Annotated in this window: 15 protein-coding genes, 1 tRNA gene and 3 pseudogenes; 5 read left to right on the plus strand and 14 right to left on the minus strand. The window is 59.2% G+C overall.

The features are described 5' to 3' along the window. Window positions 1-14 precede the first annotated feature (14 nt). The 5 genes and pseudogenes from ihfA to AC0L4F_RS06235 form a co-directional block, all read right to left on the minus strand. A pseudogene (gene ihfA, locus AC0L4F_RS06215) lies at window positions 15-316 on the minus strand (integration host factor subunit alpha). 102 nt (window positions 317-418) lie between these two features. Further along, entirely contained in the window at window positions 419-1,390 is a 972-nt protein-coding gene (locus AC0L4F_RS06220; protein ID WP_244686521.1) for a beta-ketoacyl-ACP synthase III, read from the minus strand. Continuing rightward, a complete protein-coding gene (gene plsX, locus AC0L4F_RS06225; RefSeq protein WP_244686523.1) occupies window positions 1,387-2,589 on the minus strand; it encodes a phosphate acyltransferase PlsX in 1,203 nt (400 codons plus the stop codon). Before plsX ends, AC0L4F_RS06220 begins: the two co-directional genes overlap by 4 nt. A 23-nt stretch (window positions 2,590-2,612) precedes the next feature. Continuing rightward, on the minus strand, window positions 2,613-2,819 hold the full coding sequence (rpmF, locus tag AC0L4F_RS06230) for a 50S ribosomal protein L32 (RefSeq protein WP_244686525.1): 207 nt from the start codon (window positions 2,817-2,819) through the stop codon (window positions 2,613-2,615). A 167-nt stretch (window positions 2,820-2,986) separates the two neighbouring features. After that, window positions 2,987-3,556 carry a YceD family protein gene (locus AC0L4F_RS06235; protein ID WP_244686527.1) on the minus strand — a complete coding sequence of 190 codons (570 nt, stop codon included), beginning with the start codon at window positions 3,554-3,556 and terminating at the stop codon, window positions 2,987-2,989. Window positions 3,557-3,655: 99 nt separating this feature from the next. Between AC0L4F_RS06235 and bamE the strand changes: the two genes are divergently transcribed. The 3 genes from bamE to AC0L4F_RS06250 all read left to right on the plus strand — a co-directional run bounded on the left by bamE (window position 3,656) and on the right by AC0L4F_RS06250 (window position 6,962). Then, on the plus strand, window positions 3,656-4,102 hold the full coding sequence (gene bamE / locus AC0L4F_RS06240; protein WP_244686529.1) for an outer membrane protein assembly factor BamE domain-containing protein: 447 nt from the start codon (window positions 3,656-3,658) through the stop codon (window positions 4,100-4,102). A gap of 194 nt (window positions 4,103-4,296) precedes the next feature. Further along, window positions 4,297-5,028: a GNAT family N-acetyltransferase gene (locus tag AC0L4F_RS06245; protein WP_244686531.1), complete on the plus strand. Its 732-nt coding sequence runs from the start codon at window positions 4,297-4,299 to the stop codon at window positions 5,026-5,028. 128 nt (window positions 5,029-5,156) lie between these two features. Next, a complete protein-coding gene (locus AC0L4F_RS06250; protein ID WP_244686533.1) occupies window positions 5,157-6,962 on the plus strand; it encodes an ABC-F family ATP-binding cassette domain-containing protein in 1,806 nt (601 codons plus the stop codon). A 6-nt stretch (window positions 6,963-6,968) separates the two neighbouring features. Here the strand turns inward: AC0L4F_RS06250 and AC0L4F_RS06255 are convergent, their stop codons facing one another. Continuing rightward, the gene (locus AC0L4F_RS06255; RefSeq protein ID WP_244686535.1) at window positions 6,969-8,057 is read right to left on the minus strand and encodes an AbrB family transcriptional regulator; all 1,089 of its coding nucleotides are present in this window, start codon (window positions 8,055-8,057) and stop codon (window positions 6,969-6,971) included. 77 nt (window positions 8,058-8,134) lie between these two features. Between AC0L4F_RS06255 and AC0L4F_RS06260 the strand changes: the two genes are divergently transcribed. Together AC0L4F_RS06260 and AC0L4F_RS06265 are read left to right on the plus strand one after the other, a co-directional pair. Further along, window positions 8,135-8,497, plus strand: a complete 363-nt coding sequence (locus AC0L4F_RS06260) for a hypothetical protein (RefSeq protein WP_473446106.1) — start codon at window positions 8,135-8,137, stop codon at window positions 8,495-8,497. Beyond that, the gene (locus tag AC0L4F_RS06265) at window positions 8,494-9,150 is read left to right on the plus strand and encodes an arginase family protein (protein ID WP_473446108.1); all 657 of its coding nucleotides are present in this window, start codon (window positions 8,494-8,496) and stop codon (window positions 9,148-9,150) included. Before AC0L4F_RS06260 ends, AC0L4F_RS06265 begins: the two co-directional genes overlap by 4 nt. Before the next feature lie 95 nt (window positions 9,151-9,245). Here AC0L4F_RS06265 and AC0L4F_RS06270 read toward each other — a convergent pair. From AC0L4F_RS06270 to AC0L4F_RS06305, 8 genes and pseudogenes are all read right to left on the minus strand, one after another. After that, window positions 9,246-9,319 (minus strand) — tRNA-Gly (locus tag AC0L4F_RS06270). Between the two features lie 105 nt (window positions 9,320-9,424). Next, entirely contained in the window at window positions 9,425-9,955 is a 531-nt protein-coding gene (locus tag AC0L4F_RS06275; RefSeq protein WP_244687667.1) for a fasciclin domain-containing protein, read from the minus strand. A 45-nt stretch (window positions 9,956-10,000) separates the two neighbouring features. Further along, window positions 10,001-10,558 (minus strand): annotated as a pseudogene (locus AC0L4F_RS06280) (fasciclin domain-containing protein); the annotation flags it as partial. Window positions 10,559-10,695: 137 nt separating this feature from the next. Further along, window positions 10,696-12,745: pseudogene (locus AC0L4F_RS06285) on the minus strand (ASKHA domain-containing protein). Between the two features lie 99 nt (window positions 12,746-12,844). Beyond that, the gene (locus tag AC0L4F_RS06290; RefSeq protein WP_244686537.1) at window positions 12,845-13,996 is read right to left on the minus strand and encodes a CaiB/BaiF CoA transferase family protein; all 1,152 of its coding nucleotides are present in this window, start codon (window positions 13,994-13,996) and stop codon (window positions 12,845-12,847) included. Window positions 13,997-14,168: 172 nt separating this feature from the next. Next, on the minus strand, window positions 14,169-14,753 hold the full coding sequence (locus AC0L4F_RS06295; RefSeq protein ID WP_244686539.1) for a chemotaxis protein CheD: 585 nt from the start codon (window positions 14,751-14,753) through the stop codon (window positions 14,169-14,171). Between the two features lie 56 nt (window positions 14,754-14,809). Then, on the minus strand, window positions 14,810-16,720 hold the full coding sequence (locus AC0L4F_RS06300) for a methyl-accepting chemotaxis protein (RefSeq protein WP_244686541.1): 1,911 nt from the start codon (window positions 16,718-16,720) through the stop codon (window positions 14,810-14,812). Between the two features lie 359 nt (window positions 16,721-17,079). After that, complete coding sequence (locus AC0L4F_RS06305; RefSeq protein ID WP_244686544.1) at window positions 17,080-18,294, minus strand: hypothetical protein; 1,215 nt, start codon at window positions 18,292-18,294, stop codon at window positions 17,080-17,082. Between the last annotated feature and the right edge of the window lie 7 nt (window positions 18,295-18,301).

Here is an 18,301-nt window from a genome sequence, read left to right on the forward strand (position 1 = left end):
CGCGCCGTGCCTACCTAGGACCGGTTGCCAGCCGCAACGCGATCTTTCATCAGATGCGAGGGACGAAAGGTCAAAACCCGGCGGGGTTCGATTGGAACTTCCTGACCGGTCTTGGGGTTGCGGCCCACACGCGCCGCTTTTTCGCGCACAGAGAAGGTGCCGAAAGAGGAAATCTTGACCTGTTCGCCGGCAACCAGGGAATCCGACATGACGGTCAGAACCCGTTCCACAAGCTCCGCAATTCATTCCGCGAAAGACCGACTTCGCGAAACACCGCTTCGCTAAGGTCCATACGTGTCAGAGTCTTCTCGCCCATCCGTTCCATCTCCTGATTTTGAGACAGCTTAGGCAGGTCAGCAATTCCGAGTCAACTAAAAGGACATTAGCAATGGGCGTAAAGCGATTGAAAATCCGGCATTTACCAGCGCAGAACCACCGCGCCCCATGCCAAACCGCCGCCAATCGCCTCGGTCACGATCAGATCACCGGGTTTGATCTGGCCCCGTTGCACACCCACCGACAGCGCGAGGGGAATCGATGCAGCCGAGGTATTGCCGTGGTCCTGGACGGTCACAACCACCTTGTCCATCGACAGGCCCATCTTCTTGGCCGTGCCTTGGATGATGCGGATATTGGCCTGATGGGGCACGATCCAATCGACATCTTCGGCGGTAACACCGGCGCGGTCCATCGCGGTTGTTGCGGTTTGGGCCAGCTTTTCGATGGCGTGGCGGAACACCTCTTTGCCCTGCATGCGCAGATGGCCGGTGCTGTTGGTCGACACGCCGCCGTCCACATAAAGAATGTCTTTGTGGCGGCCGTCGGAATTCAGATCCGTTGACAGGATTCCACGGTCGTCCGCGGTGCCCTGGCCCTCTTGCGCCTCTAGTATCAGCGCGCCGGCCCCGTCGCCGAACAACACACAGGTGCCCCGGTCGGTCCAATCCATGATCCGGCTGAAGGTTTCCGCGCCAATCACCAGCACGCGCCGTGCCTGACCCGACAGAACCAACGCATTGGCATTGGTCAGCGCATAGGCAAACCCGGCGCAAACCGCCTGAAGATCAAAGGCAAAGCCGCTGGTCATGCCAAGATTGGCCTGCACCATGGTGGCCGCCGATGGAAAGGTCAGATCGGCAGTAGAGGTCGCCAGAACAATAGCATCAATGTCATTGCCGGTCAGCCCGGCATTGGCCAGCGCCGCTTGCGCGGCCTTGGTTGCCAGATCGGATGTTGTTTCACCTTCGGCGGCGAAATGGCGACGTTCAATGCCAGAGCGCGACCGAATCCATTCATCAGAGGTGTCCAGCGTCGCTTCAAATTCAGCGTTTTCGACAATCTTTTCCGGCAGGTAGTGACCCACGCCAATAACCACAGCGCGTCGTGTCATGTATCGCCTCCGGGGATCTTACGATTGCCCAATTTTGAATTTGTGTTGATGTCGGTTTCGGCCTTGTCCGACGCTTTGTCAGACGGACCGTCGTTGGTCTTGGTGGCGTTTTTGTCCGCGACCAGGGCCGCCGCCGCTATGCGCGCGGCCACACGTTCGGAAAACCCGGTGCGGGCCAGTTGGAACGCCAGCTTGACCGCCGCGCTGACCGCCATCGCATCCGCAGAGCCATGCGATTTCACCACGGTGCCGTTCAGGCCCAGGAACACGCCGCCATTCACCCGCCGCGGATCAATCCGCTTTTGCAGACGTTTGAGCGAGGGCAGGGCAAGCAGCGCCGCCAAGCGCGACAATGGCGTGTATTTGAACGCCTCGCGCAGAAGTTCGCCAATCAGACTGGCGGTGCCTTCGCCGGTTTTCAGCGCGATATTGCCGGTAAAGCCGTCGGTGACAATCACATCTGCCCGACTGCCCGGAATATCGCCGCCTTCGACAAAACCGACAAATTCAAACCGGGCGTCATGGGCATGGGCGCGGATCAGATCATGCGCCTCTTTCAGCTCTTGCCGACCTTTGTGTTCTTCGGTGCCAACGTTCAAAAGGCCGACCCGTGGCGGATCGACCTCCAGCCCGTTGCGGGCATAAGACGCGCCCATCAGGGCGTATTGCAGCAAATCATGCGCGTCGGCACGAACATCGGCGCCCACATCCAGCATCACGTTGAACCCCTGCGGGTTCCGTGACGGCCAGAGCACGCCAATCGCCGGACGGTTGACGCCCGGGATCTTGCGCAGACGCACCATGGCCAACGCCATCAAGGCGCCGGTATTGCCACAGGATACTGCAACGGTGGCATCGCCTGCGCGCACGGCCTCTAGTGCCGACCACATTGACGTGCCTTGACCCCGGCGCATGACCTGGCTTGGCTTGTCGTGCATCGACACAACGCCCTGGGCATCACGAATCTCGCATCGACCGCGCAGATATTTGCGTCGCTCAACCAAAGGCCGCAACTGTTCCTCTGGCCCATGCAGGATGAAGGACAGTTCCGGGTTCTTCTTTGCAGAGCGCTCGATACCCGCGACGACAGGGCCGGGACCACTGTCCCCGCCCATCGCATCGATCGACAACACAATTGTGTTGTCAGAGCCCGTTTGGGCCCCGGTCGCTGCCGCTGTCTGATTGTGGGGCGCGGTCATGACGGGACCTTGCTTGCGAAAGCTCAGGCTGCGTCTTCGTCCAGCTCGATCTCGTCGGCGATCGCCACAACTTCGCGTTCTGCGTAGTGGCCGCAGGACGGGCAGACGTGGTGCGGGCGCTTCAGCTCTCCGCAGTTGTCGCATTCATTTGGATTTGCAGCGACCAGGGCATCGTGCGCACGACGGTTGTTGCGGCGCGATTTGGACACTTTATTCTGCTGAACAGCCATGGCTCAATCTCTAGTCTTGTCTATGGGGCGCAAAGGCGCGCCCGCGGTTTCGGGTGGTTCCGGGCAGATACGCGCACATGAGTGGTATATACAACCCCAAATCTCTCAGAGGGCGCGAAAATACGAATTTCATGCCCCGTTGCAAGCGATTCCTTTGAAAGGACAGGTTAGCTGTCTTCCTCTTGGGCGCCCAATTGTTTCTTCAGGGCGGCAAGACCGGCAAAGGGTTTGGTGTCTTCGTCGCGCATCGCCTGTTTGCCGGGTTCGGTGATATTGGTTTCCCCCAGGGGCGGGGCATCGGGCGCGCGGGGGTAATCCGGGATCGCCAGCGCCAGCGCCTCGATCATGGCATCCCAAAGGCTGATGGTGGTGCCAAGCTCCTCTGAGGTGACATCTTCGGGCATTTCGGTTTCCGCACCCAATTCTTCGACATCGTGCCAATTGGCAATGAAACGCCGCTCTACTTCGGTATCCAGCCGCGTTGTGACCGGGTCCAGCGTCTGAACGCAGGGTTGGATCACCGTCGCCCCCAATTTGGCATGAAGCACAAAATCGCGTTTGCCCGCGCCTTTGACCTCGCCGGAAAAGCGCAGTTTGCGCAGACTGCTGACCCCAAGCTCTGTGGCCAGGAGACGGCGCTCCGGCTCTGTGGGGGTGATTTCGAACCGATGAGCACGGTTCTGTGGCAAAGATGCGACGAGCAACATATGCGGCGAATTTTCGTTGTGATGAGCCATAACCGGAAACGCATCCTTTCTTGAACCACGGGCCAACCTTCTGTAAGCGGGATAAAAGTCAGCCGAGAGCAAAGCAAGAGGGCAAGAATGACAGGCAAAATGAAAAGCAGGCGTATCTTCCTTGCTTTGACCTGTGCCGCAGCGCTTTCGGCATGTGTGGCACAATTCCGCAACCACGGCTATTTGCCGACCGATGACGAGCTCGCCAATGTGATTGTGGGCGTCGACAGCCGTGACAGCGTGGCCGAATCCATCGGCCTGCCGGGCACCAGCGGCGTTTTGAATGCCGGCAATTATTATTATATCGGCAGCCGGGTGCGGCACTATGGTGCGCGTGCGCCGCAAATCATCGAACGCCAGATCGTTGCGGTGGAATTTGATTCCGCCGGCGTGGTGAGCAATATTTCGCGGTACGGGCTGGAAGATGGCCGTGTCGTGACCCTGACGCGCCGGGTGACCAAATCCGGCGATGGCGATATCGGCTTTGTGCGCCAGCTGTTTGGCAATATCGGTGGGCTGAACCTGGGTCAGATCGGCGGCGGCTGACACAACCCTACGGTCAAATTGCGGTCCTGGATACCTTCGTGTGCGCGGCCGCGCCCCGAAATGGGGTGTGTTTTCCCTGTGCAACACGTGACGTTACGTTCTGTACCCGTTTGAGCCGGGGTCATCGCATCGTCACACTTGTCTGACAGCAGTCGCGCCAACATAGTCAAGTGATCCGGCTGAGGGCGATTCCGATGAAGGTACTGAACAGACCGCGTTATCAATCGCGCATTGCCGCGAGCCCGGCTGATGTAGAATCGGCCCAGGCGCTGCGCCATTTGGCGTTTCGCGGTGTGCCGGGGCTGGACGCGGATGATTATGACGCGATCTGTAGCCATATTCTGGTCGAGGATCAGCGCGATGGCCGGTTGGTCTGCTGTTTTCGCATTTTGCCGCTGACCGGCGGCTGTGACATCGCGAAATCCTATTCCGCGCAATATTACGAATTATCCGCACTGGCAGAATATCAGGGCCGCATGGTCGAGATGGGCCGTTTCTGTGTCCACCCAGAGGTGCGCGATGCGGATGTGCTGCGTGTGGCCTGGGGCGCGATGACCGGCTATGTCGATGACAATGCAGTGGAATTGCTGTTTGGCTGCGCATCGTTTCAGGGCACCGAGGCGCGGGACTATTATGATGCCTTTGCCATGTTGAAGGAACGCCACCTGGGCCCGAAACGCTGGCTGCCCAAGGTCAAGGCGCCGAATGTGTTTCGGTTTGCCGCCCGTCTGCGGCGCAAGCCCGACATGAAGCTGGCGATGCGGCGGATGCCGCCGCTGCTGCGCACCTATCTGATGATGGGGGGCTGGGTCAGTGATCATGCGGTGGTCGACCGGCAGATGAACACCCTGCATGTCTTCACCGGGGTCGAAATCGGGCTGATTCCACCGGCGCGCAAGAAATTGCTGCGGGCGGTGGCGCAATAGTTCAGGGTGCAGAGAGGGGGCCAGCCCCCTCAAACCCCCGGGATATTTCGGGTCAGATGAAACAAGGAGCGGGCCGTTGGATGCGCGCGCCACTTGACCTTCCTTCTGTGCCTGTCTAGCTGCGCAGCATGGCACAGATACCTCTTTTACAACTCTCCGATATTTCCCTGACCTTTGGCGGCGATCCGGTGTTCGACACGCTGGACCTTGTGGTGCAGGAACGCGACCGTGTGGCGCTTGTCGGGCGCAATGGGTCGGGCAAATCGACCCTGATGAAGGTCATGGCCGGGCTGGTTGAGCCGGACCGTGGCACGCGGGTTGTGCCGCCGGGCGTTTCGGTCGGCTATATGGAACAGGAGCCGGATTTGTCGGGGTTTGCCACGCTGGGCGATTTCGCCACCAGCGCGCTGGACCCTGGTGAGTTGTACAAGGTGGAACGCGCGGGCGAGGGTTTGAAATTTGATCCTGCGCGCCCGGTCGAGACCGCCAGCGGCGGGGAACGGCGGCGCGCGGCACTGGCCAAATTGATGGCGGAAGCGCCGGATTTGATGCTGCTGGACGAGCCGACAAACCATCTTGATATCGAGGCGATCCGTTGGCTTGAGGGCGAGTTGAAGACCACGCGCCGCGCCTTTGTCTTGATTTCGCACGATCGGGCCTTTTTGAATGAACTTACGCGTGCAACCCTTTGGATTGACCGCGGAATGTCGCGGCGTCAGGAAAAGGGTTTCAGCGATTTCGAGGCCTGGCGCGACAAGATCTGGGAAGAAGAGGATCAAGCGCGTCACAAGTTGAACCGCAAGATCAAATCCGAGGCCCGCTGGGCCGTCGAAGGCATCAGCGCGCGGCGCAAGCGCAACATGGGTCGGGTGCGGGCGTTGGGGGAATTGCGGGCCGAACGATCCGGCCAGATCAAACGCCAGGGCACAGCCGCCATGGCGTTGGAGGCGGGGCCGAAATCCGGCCGCAAGGTGGTGGAAGCGACCGATATTTCAAAGGTTTATGGTGACAAAGTCATCTGCCAGGACTTTTCCTTGCGTATTCAGCGCGGCGATCGGGTGGCCTTTGTCGGGCCCAATGGCGTGGGCAAAACCACCCTGTTGAAGATGCTGATGGGCGAGGAACAGCCGGATCAGGGCACGATTTCCCTGGGCACCAATCTGTTGCCTGCGGTGTTCGATCAGGCACGGGCGCGATTGGATCTCGAGGCGACGCTCTGGGACAATCTGACCGGTGATCCTGAAATGCGGGTGTCGGGCAAGGCGGATCAGATCATGGTGCGCGGCCAGCCGAAACATGTGGTTGGCTACCTGAAGGAATTTCTGTTTGACGAACGTCAGGCCCGTGCGCCGATCCGATCCTTGTCGGGCGGGGAACGGGCGCGGTTGCTGTTGGCCAAGCTTATGGCGCGGGAAAGCAATCTGCTGGTGTTGGATGAACCGACCAACGATCTGGATGTGGAAACGCTTGATCTGTTGCAGGATTTGTTGGCGGACTATGACGGCACGGTGCTGTTGGTCAGCCACGACCGGGACTTCCTGGATCGGGTGGCGGCGACCACAATCGCGATGGAGGGCGATGGGCGCGTTGTGGCCTATGCCGGCGGGTGGAGCGATTACCAAAGCCAGCGACAGCCCGTAGAAACACCGGAAAAAGACGTTGCGACATCGGCGTCGAAACCGAAGGCGAAACAGGAAAAAGCCACGCAATCCGGTCTGAGCTTTACCGAGAAACATCGGTTGGAGGCTTTGCCCGGAGTGATTGAGCGGTTGGAGGCTGAGATCGGCAAGTTGGAACAGCTTTTGGCCGATCCCGCGCTGTTCACCCGTGAGCCGGTGAAATTCAAGAAAGCGACCGAAGCCTTGGTCGAGCGTCAGACAAAACTGGCCGCTGCAGAAGAAGATTGGTTGACGCTGGAGGAAAAAGCCGGGTAAAGGCCGCTAGGACGTTTCGTTTTTGCGGCCAAATCCCAACAATCGCGACAGGAATGTCAGCTCCAGCACGGTGAGCAGAATACGCAGGACATGGTGCAGGGAGACCAGCGCCGGGCTGGCGGCCAGGCTGAGGGCGATGATCGACATTTCGGTGACGCCGCCGGGGGCCAGGCTGATCAGCAGAACCAGAAAAGACAGGCCGGTTATCTGTTGCAGGACAAGCGCAATCGCCGCCCCCAGCATCAGCATATAGCCGACAGAAACCACGGCCAGCCAGACAGAGCGTTGCAGCAACCGGGCGGTAATCCCCTTGAACCGCAGGCCGAGGCTGGCACCGACCACAACCTGGGCCGTCGCAATCAGCCAAAACGGCACATGCAGGTCGACAAATCCGGTCAAGGTCAGCCCGCCCGTCAGAAACAAGGGCCCGATCAATTGCCCCGCCGGCAGTTTGATCACACGCGCGATTGTCAGGCCGATGCCGCCTGCGGCAATCACCAACAACAGTTCGGTCCAGTTGAAACCATCGGTCGCGGCGATCGGAGTGTCGGGCAGGGCGCAGGCCGCGCTGCCCACAGGATGGCCCAGCCACAGCGAAAGCCCGGCAGGCACCATGGTGACCACCACAATAATGCGCAGAAACTGCTGGATCGTCAGAACGCGGACATCCGCACCAGAGGCTTCGCCCAAAAGAATGCTTTCCATCAACCCGCCGGGGGTGCCGCTGTAAAATGCGGTGGCGCGGTCAAATCCGCCCAAGTGCCGGAAAATCAGAATATTTCCACCATGTGCCAGTCCAATGAACGCCAGCAGCGCGGTCAAGGTATAGGGCAGGTGGGTCATCTGGGTGAGCAGGGTCGGCGTGGCCTGGGTGCCGATCATCACGCCAATCATCGAAATGAACCCGGATCGGACCCAAAGCGGAAATTGGTATGATTTCAACAGGCTATGCTGGGTGGTGCCCACAACAATGGCAGAGCCGACCAGCGCGCCCAGCATCCAGGGCATCGGGATATGCGCCACCCATGCCAATGCGCCGAAAGCGCCGGAAACCAGCAGAAGTCCAATGGTGATGAAAAGGGTGCGCAATGTCATTGGTATGACTATTAGATTGCGTCAGGCAGATTGAAAAGAGTAGGTTTCTTCCGATTTTGGCACCAGTAAGTTCCCCCATGACAACACCGGTTTTTATCGGCTCGCGGATTTATCGCGGCTCTTCTTATGGTCGGCACCATCCGCTGGCGATCGAGCGGGTGCCGGTGGCGATTGATTTGTCGCGCGCATTGGGCTGGTTGCCAAAGACGCAATACCGCGTGTCGCCGCGTGCCAAACCGGCGGCGCTGGCGGCGTTTCACACGCCGGCCTATCTGGCGGCGCTGCAACAGGCCGAGGCGGAACAGCATGTCAGCGATTTTGTGCGCGAACGATTTGGGCTTGGCACCCTGTCCAACCCGGTTTTTGCCGAGATGTTTCGCCTGCGACAGCGGCGGGTGGGTCGTTGCTGGCGGCGGCCTTGTTGCGGGGGGGCGGGGTGATATTCAGCCCCGGTGGCGGCACCCATCACGGGCTTGCGGATCGGGCGGCGGGGTTCTGTTATCTGAATGACCCGGTGCTGGCGCTCCTGGCCTTTCGGGCCCAGGGGCTGCGACGCATTCTTTATATTGATATCGACGCACATCATTGCGACGGGGTCGAAATTGCACTGACCGGCGCGCCGGACGTGCGCATGATTTCGATCCACGAGGCGCGTCGCTGGCCGTTTACCGGCGGTTTTGCGGATCGGGCTGGCGGTGCGGCGCTGAACCTTCCGGTGGATCGCGGGTTCAACGACAGCGAATTCGCGGTGCTGCGGGATCGGGTGATTTTGCCCGCAATCGAACGGCTTAAGCCAGAGGTGATCGTGTTGCAATGCGGGGCCGACGCGGTCGAGGAAGACCCGCTGGCGCGATTGTCGCTGTCCAATAATGCCCATTTTGACATGGTGCGCGCGCTCAAAGATGCGACGCCGCGTCTGCTGGTGTTGGGTGGCGGTGGCTATAACCCCTGGACGGTTGGGCGGCTCTGGGCCGGGGTTTGGGGGGTGTTGAATGGATATGACACGCCCCGGACATTGGCGCCGGAAAGCCAATCTATTTTGGCAGCGCTCCATTGGACCCGGCGGCGCGGCGCGGTGGCGCCTCATATCTGATTGAAACGCTTCGGGACGTCCCCCGCACGGGGCCGGTTCGCGCCGACATCGCCGCATTGGCCGAGGCCGCATCGTCAATTGCAAGATCGTGGGAATGGAGCGGGTAACGAGAATTGAACTCGTAACTTAAGCTTGGGAAGCTCGCGTGATACCTTTTCACCATACCCGCGCTCTGGGGTGGTCAGATAGCCGAAGCGCCGGTGCTCTGCAAGAGGTTGCACAGCAAAAACGCCCCCGAAAGCGGGGGCGTTTGCCTGTTGGTTCGGGAACCTGATCAGCGCGGCAGCAACACGCCATCCAGCACATGGATCACGCCGTTGGATTGCATGACATTGGCCTGTGTCACTTCTTGGGCGTTGCCGCTTTCGTCAAAGATGAAGACGCGATTGCCCGATGTGACCTTGGCCGACAGGGCATCGCCCGACACAGCCGCAAAGTGGTAGAAACCGTCGCTGCTGTTGCGCGCTGCGGCAATGATGTCTTCGGCGGTCCAACGGCCCGCCACCACATGCGAGGTCAGAACCTTGGTCAGCTGGTCCTTGTTTTCCGGTTTCAGCAATGTGTCGACGGTGCCGGCGGGCAGGGCGGCAAAGGCGTCATTGGTCGGGGCAAACACCGTGAACGGGCCTTCGCCCATCAGCGTATCCACCAGGCCGGCGGCCTTCACCGCCGCGACCAGCGTGGTGTGGTCGGCAGAATTGACCGCGTTTTCAACGATGTTCTTGTTGGGAAACATCTTGGCGCCGCCCACCATTGGCACATCGGATTCGGCCATTTCGGCGCCTGCCATTGCGGTTTCGGCCATTGCGGTTTCAGCCATGGCGTCTTTTTCCATTGCGGCTTCTTTGGTTGCGGGCAACAGGACCGTATCAATCACATGGATCACACCGTTGGATTGTTTCACATCGGCAATGGTCACAGTGGCCTCGCGGCCCTGTTCATCGGTCAGCATGATTTTGTCGCCCATATAGGTGGCCTGCAAGGTGCAGCCGCCCAATGTCGGCACCGGATGGGTGCCGCCGTCGTCGTCGATCATGCCCTTGATGGCCATCGACATCGCATCGGCGCCGACAACATGGCAGGTCAGGATCCGGGTCAATTCATCTTTCATGCCGGGGTCCAACAGGGCCTCAACCGTGCCGGCGGGCAGGGCGGCAAAAGCATCATTGGTCGGGGCAAACACCGTGAACGGACCTTCGCCCATCAATGTATCCACCAGGCTGGCGGCCTTCACCGCCGCGACCAGCGTTGTGTGATCGGCAGAATTCACCGCGTTTTCGATGATGTTCTTGTCCGCGAACATCGGCGCGCCGCCCACCATTGGATTGTCGGTTTCGGCATGGCTGGCGGCGAAGGCCGGAAATGCGGTGGTCACGGTTAATGCAGTGGCAATAAGAAAACGGTTCATGTGGTCTCTCCCTTTCATCCGCAGTCCGATGATCGGCGCGGTATGAAAGGAAGTACGGCCTGCCCCGCAAATAGGTTTCAGCTGTTCACAGACATGTGATAATCGCCCGGGACGGCAGGGGCGATCAGCACGGCAAATCAGCTGCGCCGTCTGCGCCGTCTGCGCCCGCCTTCACCTTCGTCGCCGCCGGTATTGAAGCTGACATCCGGCAAGGTGACGATTTTCAACAATTCCGGAAAGGGATCAGTGGCATGCGGGATGGCATTGGCATTGACGAAATGCTCCTGGAACTTCGGCTCGATCGCGGTTTCGACCTTGGTGATCTGGCGCACCACCCGTTCGATTTCCGCCCGCGCCGCAACATTGCACAGCGCGATACGTGCGCCGGTGCCAGGCCGCATTGCCCGCGCTGGTCACCTTGTCCAGCGGCACATCCGGGATCATCCCCAGCACCATGGCGTGCAGGGGCGAGATATGCGCGCCAAAGGCCCCGGCCAGCACCACCCGGTCAACCGTGTCCACACCACGGGTATCCATCAACAGCCGGGCCCCGGCATAAAGTGCGGATTTCGCCAATTGGATGGCGCGGATATCGCCCTGGGTCACGGTGATGCGCGGCCCGCCCTCGGCGCTGGCGTCATGGATCAGATAGGCATGGGTGCGCCCTTCTGGCACCGAGCGTGGCGTGCCAGTTTGCGCGGCAGAGCCAATCAAACCCGACGGATCGAGCAGGCTGGCCAGACGCATTTCGGCCACGGCCTCGATGATACCGGACCCACAGATGCCGGTGATGCCGGTGGCCGCCGTCGCGGTGGCAAACCCATCTTCATTCGACCACAAATCGCAACCGATGACCCGGAACCGCGGCTCCTTGGTCTCCGGGTCAATGCGGATCGCCTCAATCGCGCCGGGGGCGGCACGTTGCCCGGAAGAGATCTGTGCCCCCTCAAACGCCGGGCCGGTGGGCGAGGAACAGGCAAGCACGCGGGATGTATCGCCCAACAGGATCTCGGCATTGGTGCCAACATCGACCATCAGCGCCAGATCTTCTGATTTGCCCGGCTCTTCCGACAGGGCGACCCCGGCGGCATCCGCGCCGACGTGACCGGCGATGCAGGGCAGGATGTAACATTGCGCGCGGGCGTTCAGCACAGACAGCCCAAGATCACGCGCGGGCAGGGTGACGGAATCCGACGTGGCCAGCGCAAAAGGCGCCTGACCCAGTTCCACCGGATCAATTCCCAGCAGTAGGTGATGCATCACAGGATTGCAGACAAAAACCGTCTCGACAATCAGCGCCGGATCAATCCCGGCCTCAGCCGCAATTTCCCCCGCAAGGGTATTCAGTGCATCGCGCACCGCTGCGGTCATCTCGACCTCGCCGCCGGGGTTCATCATCGCATAGGACACCCGGCTCATCAGATCTTCGCCAAAGCGAATTTGCGGGTTCATGATACCCGACGATGTCTTGACCTCGCCGGTTTCCAGATCGGTCAGATGGGCGGCAATCGTGGTCGAACCAAGGTCGACGGCCAGCCCGAACAACCCGGCCTCATGCAGCCCCGGCCAGATGTCGACAATTGAGGATTTCGTCGCCTGATGATCGCGGTGCAACGCCACCGTGACCTTCCAACTGCCCTTGCGCAGAACCTTTTGCAGCTTGGCCAGCAGGGTCACATCGGCGCGAATACCGTCGATTTCCCATTGCGATTTCAATGCCTTTTCCAGCCGTTCGAAATCGCCAGTTGGTTCGTGCATGTCCGGTTCTGCCACCTCGACATAGAACAGCCGCGTGGCCGGATCCATCACGATGTCCCGTGCCGCGGCGGCCTTGCGCACCACTTGTTTGTGGACCTGGCTTTCAGGTGGCACGTCGATGACAACGTCGCTTTGCACCGTCGCCTGACAGCCAAGCCGCCTGCCCGGTTTCAATCCGCGTATCTGGTCGTAGCGTTCTTCGACAGCGTTCCATTCAGACAGCGCATCGGGCGCGACGGTGACGCCATGTTTGGAGAATTCACCAACCCCGGGCGTGATCTGGCATTTCGAACAAATCCCCCGCCCGCCACAAACCGAATCCAGATCGACCCCCAATTGCCGGGCGGCGGTCAGGATCGGCGTGCCAACAGCAAACCGGCCGCGTTTTCCAGACGGGGTGAAGACAACAAGGGGGGATTGCTCGGCCATGGGAATCTCTTTCGCGTTTTTGGCGATCATAGGCTGCCGCGCGGCAAGCGAAAGCCAAACCCGCGCCGGACCCCGCCGCAGTCCCATCTGTAAGACCGCTTACCCCTCGCTGTCCAGCCAGCGCAGGATCTCACCCCGGTTGCCATCCAGATCGGGCGCGGGCGCACGGGTGGTGCGATCTTCCATGCCGGATATTTTGATTGGATTGCCCGCCGCAGTATAGGCATGTCGGCCATTGCGATCGAGGACATCCACCACCATGTTGCGCGCGACGATCTGTGGATCTTTCATCGCTTGTGCCACGTTTTGGATCGGACCGGTCGGAATGCCTGCCGCGGTCAGCCGGGAAATCCAATGGGCACAGGTCTTGTCCAGTGTCACGGCCTCGATCAGGCGTTTCAACAGGCGGGCATTTTCACAGCGCGCCGGATTGGTGGCAAAGCGCGGATCGCCCGCCAACGGCAAATCAAGACAGACACAAAGCCGTTCGAACAAGGCATCATTGCCTGCCGCAATGACAAAAAGCCCGTCAGAGGCGTGAAAGGTTTCAAACGGCGCGATGGATGGGTGGCGTGCGCCGCTGGGTTCGGGCGGGGTGCCGGTTGTGGCCGTTATCGCAATGGCATGTTCCAGAATCGCCATCTGACTGTCCAGCATCGCCACATCAATCTTGCGTCCAAAGCCGGTGTTTTCCCGGTCGTAAATCGCCGCCAACACCCCTTGGGTCAGGTACATGCCCGCGACAATGTCGCCAATCGAGGCCCCGACGCGCACCGGTTCCCGACCTTTTTCGCCGGTAATCGACATCACACCGCCCCGGGCCTGGACCACCATGTCATAGGCCGGGCGTTTGGCGTCCGGCCCGGTCTGGCCAAACCCCGAGACGGAGCCATAGATCAACCTCGGAAAGGTCTTGTGCAGCGCGTCCCAACCATATCCCAGGCGATCCATCACGCCGGGGCGGAAATTTTCGACCAGAACATCGGCGCGGGCCAGCAGCCGGTCGAAAATGACCCGGTCCTTTTCCGCCTTGAGGTCAAGCGCGATGCTTTTCTTGGAATGGTTGATCGCAGAAAAATAAGCGCTGCGCCCCGCTTTGAACGGGGGGAAGGCACGGGTGTCATCGCCACCGTCGGGGCGTTCGACCTTGATCACCTTGGCGCCAAGGTCCGCCATGGTCATGGTGGAAAACGGGCCCGCCAAGACATGGGTCAGGTCCAGCACGGTGATGTTTTCAAGTGGCTGCGGCATGTGTGATTCCCGGCTGCGATACATCGTAGTAGCGCGGAAATATGACGTTCATTTCAGCTGTGGTTGCAAGGGGCGCATTTGGGTTTCGCAATGGGCGCGCGGGGGCGCGATCAACATATGCTGTTTTTCCGGTTTCTGCCCGGTTTCTGTTCGGCGGTCCCATCGCCGGTGGTCAGAACAATTCGATGTCACCATGATCGGGTTTGGCGGCCTTGCGTGATGTTTGAAACATTGCGGGCAGGGGCGCGGCATCCCCCATTTCCTCAAGAAAAAGACGTTGTGCCCGTCCGGTGGTTGGCCAGAAACGCAGTTTTCGGCCCAGCTGTCCGCCCAGACATCGGCTGACAACCGGGAAATTTTCCTGTTGCATGAACCATTCGGCAAAGCGGGCATTGGCAAGGCCGATTTCCTTGCCGCTGGAATACATTTTTGCGCCACCAAAAAGTTTCACCTGCAATCGATCCCGCCGCGCGCCGCGATTGATCAAGCCGTTGACCAGCAATTCCATCGCATTGACGCCAAAACGCAGATTGCCGGAACTTTTATGGGTATTCCCCGGCAACAGGAAATGGTTCATCCCGCCAACCAATGCCACCGGATCCCACATGGCGGTCGCGACACAGGATCCAAGGATGGCGGTCATCAACTCATTTGGGTTGTCAGAGAATTTTGTTTCGCCCTGCAACACATTGATGCGGACCACCGGATTGACGGGAAAGCTGGAGTCTGGATCGGTTTTGACCATCACGGAATTCATTCAATCATCTCACTGCTTGCAACATACATCCAAGTTTCTAGGTTGGTCCGGGTTCGTCAAAACTCGTCCCAGCCTTCATCGGCATTGACGGCTTGTTTCACCGGAATGTCCCCGGCGCGGGACCGGGCCGAAAAGGTTAGCATGGGTTCGTGAACTGTTTGGTCCGCTGTCTTGGCGGCGGCTGGCCAGGGGCGCGCGGTTTCGACCCGGGTCATTTCCCGTGTCCAATCTTCGGGATCATTTGGCCGTTTGGCCGCGACTGACGTCTGCCAGTCATCGACGTCCCGCAACCGGAAAGCGCCCAACACCTCGGTCATGCGTTCGGCTTCGTCACTCAAAGATCTGCTGGCGGCAGAGGATTCTTCGATAACGGCGGCGTTTTGCTGTGTGACCCGGTCAAGATTGCCGATGCTTTCCTTGATTTCCGCCAGATTGTTGGCCTGTTCGCGGGATCCGGTTGCGATGCGTGACACCAATTGTGACACATGGTTCACCCCTTCGATGATATCATTCAGGGCCACACCCGCTTTCCCAGCCAAGGCGCTGCCTTGGGTCACCTGCTCACTTGATCGCATGATCAATTCTTTGATTTCATTTGCAGAATCCGACGCGCGTTGGGCAAGTGCGCGCACCTCTGACGCGACAACCGCAAATCCCCGCCCCGCATCGCCGGCCCGTGCGGCTTCAACCCCGGCATTCAAGGCCAGCAAATTGGTCTGAAACGCAATGTCGTCGATCACGCCGATGATATCGGTGATTTGCTGGGAGCTTTCCTCGATGCTTTTCATTGCCGAGACCGTCAGGCCGACAACCTCGCCGCCGGTTTCGGCCTGTCGTTTGTTTTCTGTAATGCGCCGGTCTGCATCGGCCGCATGCTCTGCCGTTTGCTGGACGCTGGCGTTCAATTCTTCGATGGCGGCTGCCGATTCTTCCAATGTTGCCGCCTGCGATTCCGAGCGCTGCGATTGATCTGCGGCCACCTCTGAAATTTCACGGGAAGAATTTCGCACAGTTTCGGCAGTCACAGTCGCCGTTGCCAGGACATCATGCAAATTGTTCAGCAAGCTGTTGAAATTGCGACAGATTGCCAGGTGATCCTCATCAAGGTCAGAAAACTCTGCTTCGTCAATCGGGCAGTCAACTTCGCCCTTGGCCAGTCGGGACAAATGTTCCGCCAGACGGTGAAACATTTTCTGCCGTTGATCCGCCTCTTTTTGACGGGCCTTGCGGTCCATATTCTCCCGGGACAGCGTGTCACGCAGCACCGACAATTCATCCGAGATCTTCCCGATCTCGTCCAGCCGGTCGTTCCCAGGAATTTCAACCTGGTAATGCCCGCGACCAACGGCGCCCATGGCCCCACCAAGCGCAGCAAGCGGGCGTTGCACCATGCGATTGAAAATCAGGACAACAATGATAAGGCCGAAGAATGCGACCAAGGTGCTGAGCACGAGGGCAAAATTCGTTTTTTCGCGGTACCCTGACAACGCGACGTCGTAATCCCGTGCGATGGCGACCACACCCAAAAGGGTCGTGTCGTCGGAGGCAAAAATCGGCACGGCAGAGGCGAAACTGAATCCGCGGGCGCGGGTCTGTGCCGCGCCGCTTTCGCGCGCGGCTGCGGTGGCCTGGGTCAACAGGGACCGAAACTCCGGGTTGGCGATGGTACTGGACGTATAGCTGGACAGGGCTTCGCCGTCGGCATGTTCCACCGTGATCATTGCCAACCCCGGATCTTTGTCGACAACAGGTTGATAGATCTGCGAAATCCGGCTTTCATCCCTGGCCTGCAACGGCGCACTCAGTTGCGCTGCAAGCAATTCCAGCAACAAGGCTTCGGATTTGGCTTCGTGTTGAAGCCCGAGCTCACGTTCATTCCGGGCCACCTGAATGAAGATGACAGTGAAGACCACGACAAATCCCATTGCCATGACCGCCGCCATTTTGGTGCGGATTTTGAACGCCATGGGAAATTTGCGCCATCCTGGCGCAGACCGGAAATTTGACTTGTCTCGTCTTGTCATCGTGATGGTCCGTTGGTGGCCTCAATGGATGGAACCAAATGTCTCAGGATCGTTTCCAATCGAGATCACCGAAACGAAACGGGCGTGGGCCGGTGAAAGCCAGCCAAGTAATTCGCCGGGTCTTGGCCAAGCGGGATTTTGACCAATTGCGGGACGAATATTCTGTCATGGGGCAGGATCGTTGCGATCACCGTCCGGGCAATGCGCAAAAGGCAATTCTGAAACATGGGTGTCTTCCTGTTATGGCCATAATGATGTCAACATTCGGCCATAATGTTTAAGATCACCTGAAATTCAGAGCGTCAGAGAGCGGCTGAAGTGGTTCGGATTTGATCTGCCTTGGCAGAGAGCATTGCCAGGTTGATTTCAGTGGTCTGGTGAAAGGTTTCCAGACGTTCAATAATGCCTTCCAGGCCGCCGTCGGCGTTTTGAATGCGGCCACTTTCAACCCGGCACAGCAGCTTCACGACATTCAAGCCATTGATTCTATGACGTAATTGTCGGCATATGTCGGGAATCCAGCGCGAGGCCAGTTTCGCTTCTGACGTGTAATCCAGGGTCGATTTGCGCAGTCTCTCAATCATGTCCGCCTGTATGGCACAGGCATTTGACTCCGTTTGATCGGAATATTCCGCCAGCAATGCGGTGATTTGTGATTGGAACCTGCCGTGCTGAACAGCTTTGCGCATGCGGCCCAGCGTACCTTTTTGCGGATCACGCAGACGTTCGACCAGCTGATGCATTTCCGAAGCCATGATATCGTAATTCTGGGAAATCGTGCCAAGCGCGCCGCTGGCACCTTCGATCCGACCGGCCATGATCCGCATATTCACCGGTTCGCTGCGCACTTTGTTGAAATCGCGGCTGACTTGCTCCGAAAGCCTTTCGGCGGTGTTCAGAAGATCAATCAGCTCCGACAGGTGGTCCACGTCGCTGCTGGGCGTTTGTCCCGCATGTGAACGTTTCTTGCTTTCGTCGGCCAAGGCCTGATGCATGAATAAATCGTAATCCGCGAAACCGGCCTTGGCCAAACAGGCGACAAAATGGTCCGCGCTTTGCTGGGATGAAAGACCCTGACTTTCCCGATCACACATGTCGCGGTACAGATCCTGGATCATGGCAAGATGGACGGTTTCCGGGCGCAAGCGCCACGACATGAACCCGTCGTCGGTTGCCATGGCTACAGTAAAAGCCCAATAAAATCGGCTATTTGCCGCTTTGTATTTTACATAGGCACAGGCCGGATATCCGTCACGCAACCTTTGCCAATACAGATGGTAAACTCCGCGTGGTGTATCCGAATGGCCAAGGGACCGGTGCTGTGTCCCCAATAGTTGCGGAGCCGAAAGGCCGGAAATGGCGCACAATTGTGGTGATACATAGCGCAGGATTCCGCGGCCATCCGTTGCCGTGGTGAGGATCAGACCGGGCGGCACCATGATCTCGGCATCATCCGACGTGACGCCGGGGGCCGGATGCATGTCGGGCAATTCTGATAGGGGGGCCAATTGGTTCATTCCATGC

It is taken from the genome of Marinovum sp. J2-8, assembly GCF_055808435.1.

Bases quoted from the DNA above. Each gene is read 5' to 3' on its own strand.
- AC0L4F_RS06275 (WP_244687667.1), bottom strand. From the start codon at position 9,955: ATGGCCGAAACCGCAATGGCAGGCGCCGAAATGGCCGAATCCGATGTG.
- AC0L4F_RS06235 (WP_244686527.1), bottom strand. From the start codon at position 3,556: ATGGCTCATCACAACGAAAATTCGCCGCATATGTTGCTCGTCGCATCT.
- AC0L4F_RS06260 (WP_473446106.1), top strand. From the start codon at position 8,135: ATGACAACACCGGTTTTTATCGGCTCGCGGATTTATCGCGGCTCTTCT.
- AC0L4F_RS06250 (WP_244686533.1), top strand. From the start codon at position 5,157: ATGGCACAGATACCTCTTTTACAACTCTCCGATATTTCCCTGACCTTT.
- AC0L4F_RS06290 (WP_244686537.1), bottom strand. From the start codon at position 13,996: ATGCCGCAGCCACTTGAAAACATCACCGTGCTGGACCTGACCCATGTC.
- plsX (WP_244686523.1), bottom strand. From the start codon at position 2,589: ATGACCGCGCCCCACAATCAGACAGCGGCAGCGACCGGGGCCCAAACG.
- AC0L4F_RS06220 (WP_244686521.1), bottom strand. From the start codon at position 1,390: ATGACACGACGCGCTGTGGTTATTGGCGTGGGTCACTACCTGCCGGAA.
- AC0L4F_RS06245 (WP_244686531.1), top strand. From the start codon at position 4,297: ATGAAGGTACTGAACAGACCGCGTTATCAATCGCGCATTGCCGCGAGC.
- rpmF (WP_244686525.1), bottom strand. From the start codon at position 2,819: ATGGCTGTTCAGCAGAATAAAGTGTCCAAATCGCGCCGCAACAACCGT.
- AC0L4F_RS06295 (WP_244686539.1), bottom strand. From the start codon at position 14,753: ATGAATTCCGTGATGGTCAAAACCGATCCAGACTCCAGCTTTCCCGTC.
- bamE (WP_244686529.1), top strand. From the start codon at position 3,656: ATGAAAAGCAGGCGTATCTTCCTTGCTTTGACCTGTGCCGCAGCGCTT.
- AC0L4F_RS06300 (WP_244686541.1), bottom strand. From the start codon at position 16,720: ATGGCGTTCAAAATCCGCACCAAAATGGCGGCGGTCATGGCAATGGGA.
- AC0L4F_RS06255 (WP_244686535.1), bottom strand. From the start codon at position 8,057: ATGACATTGCGCACCCTTTTCATCACCATTGGACTTCTGCTGGTTTCC.
- AC0L4F_RS06305 (WP_244686544.1), bottom strand. From the start codon at position 18,294: ATGAACCAATTGGCCCCCCTATCAGAATTGCCCGACATGCATCCGGCC.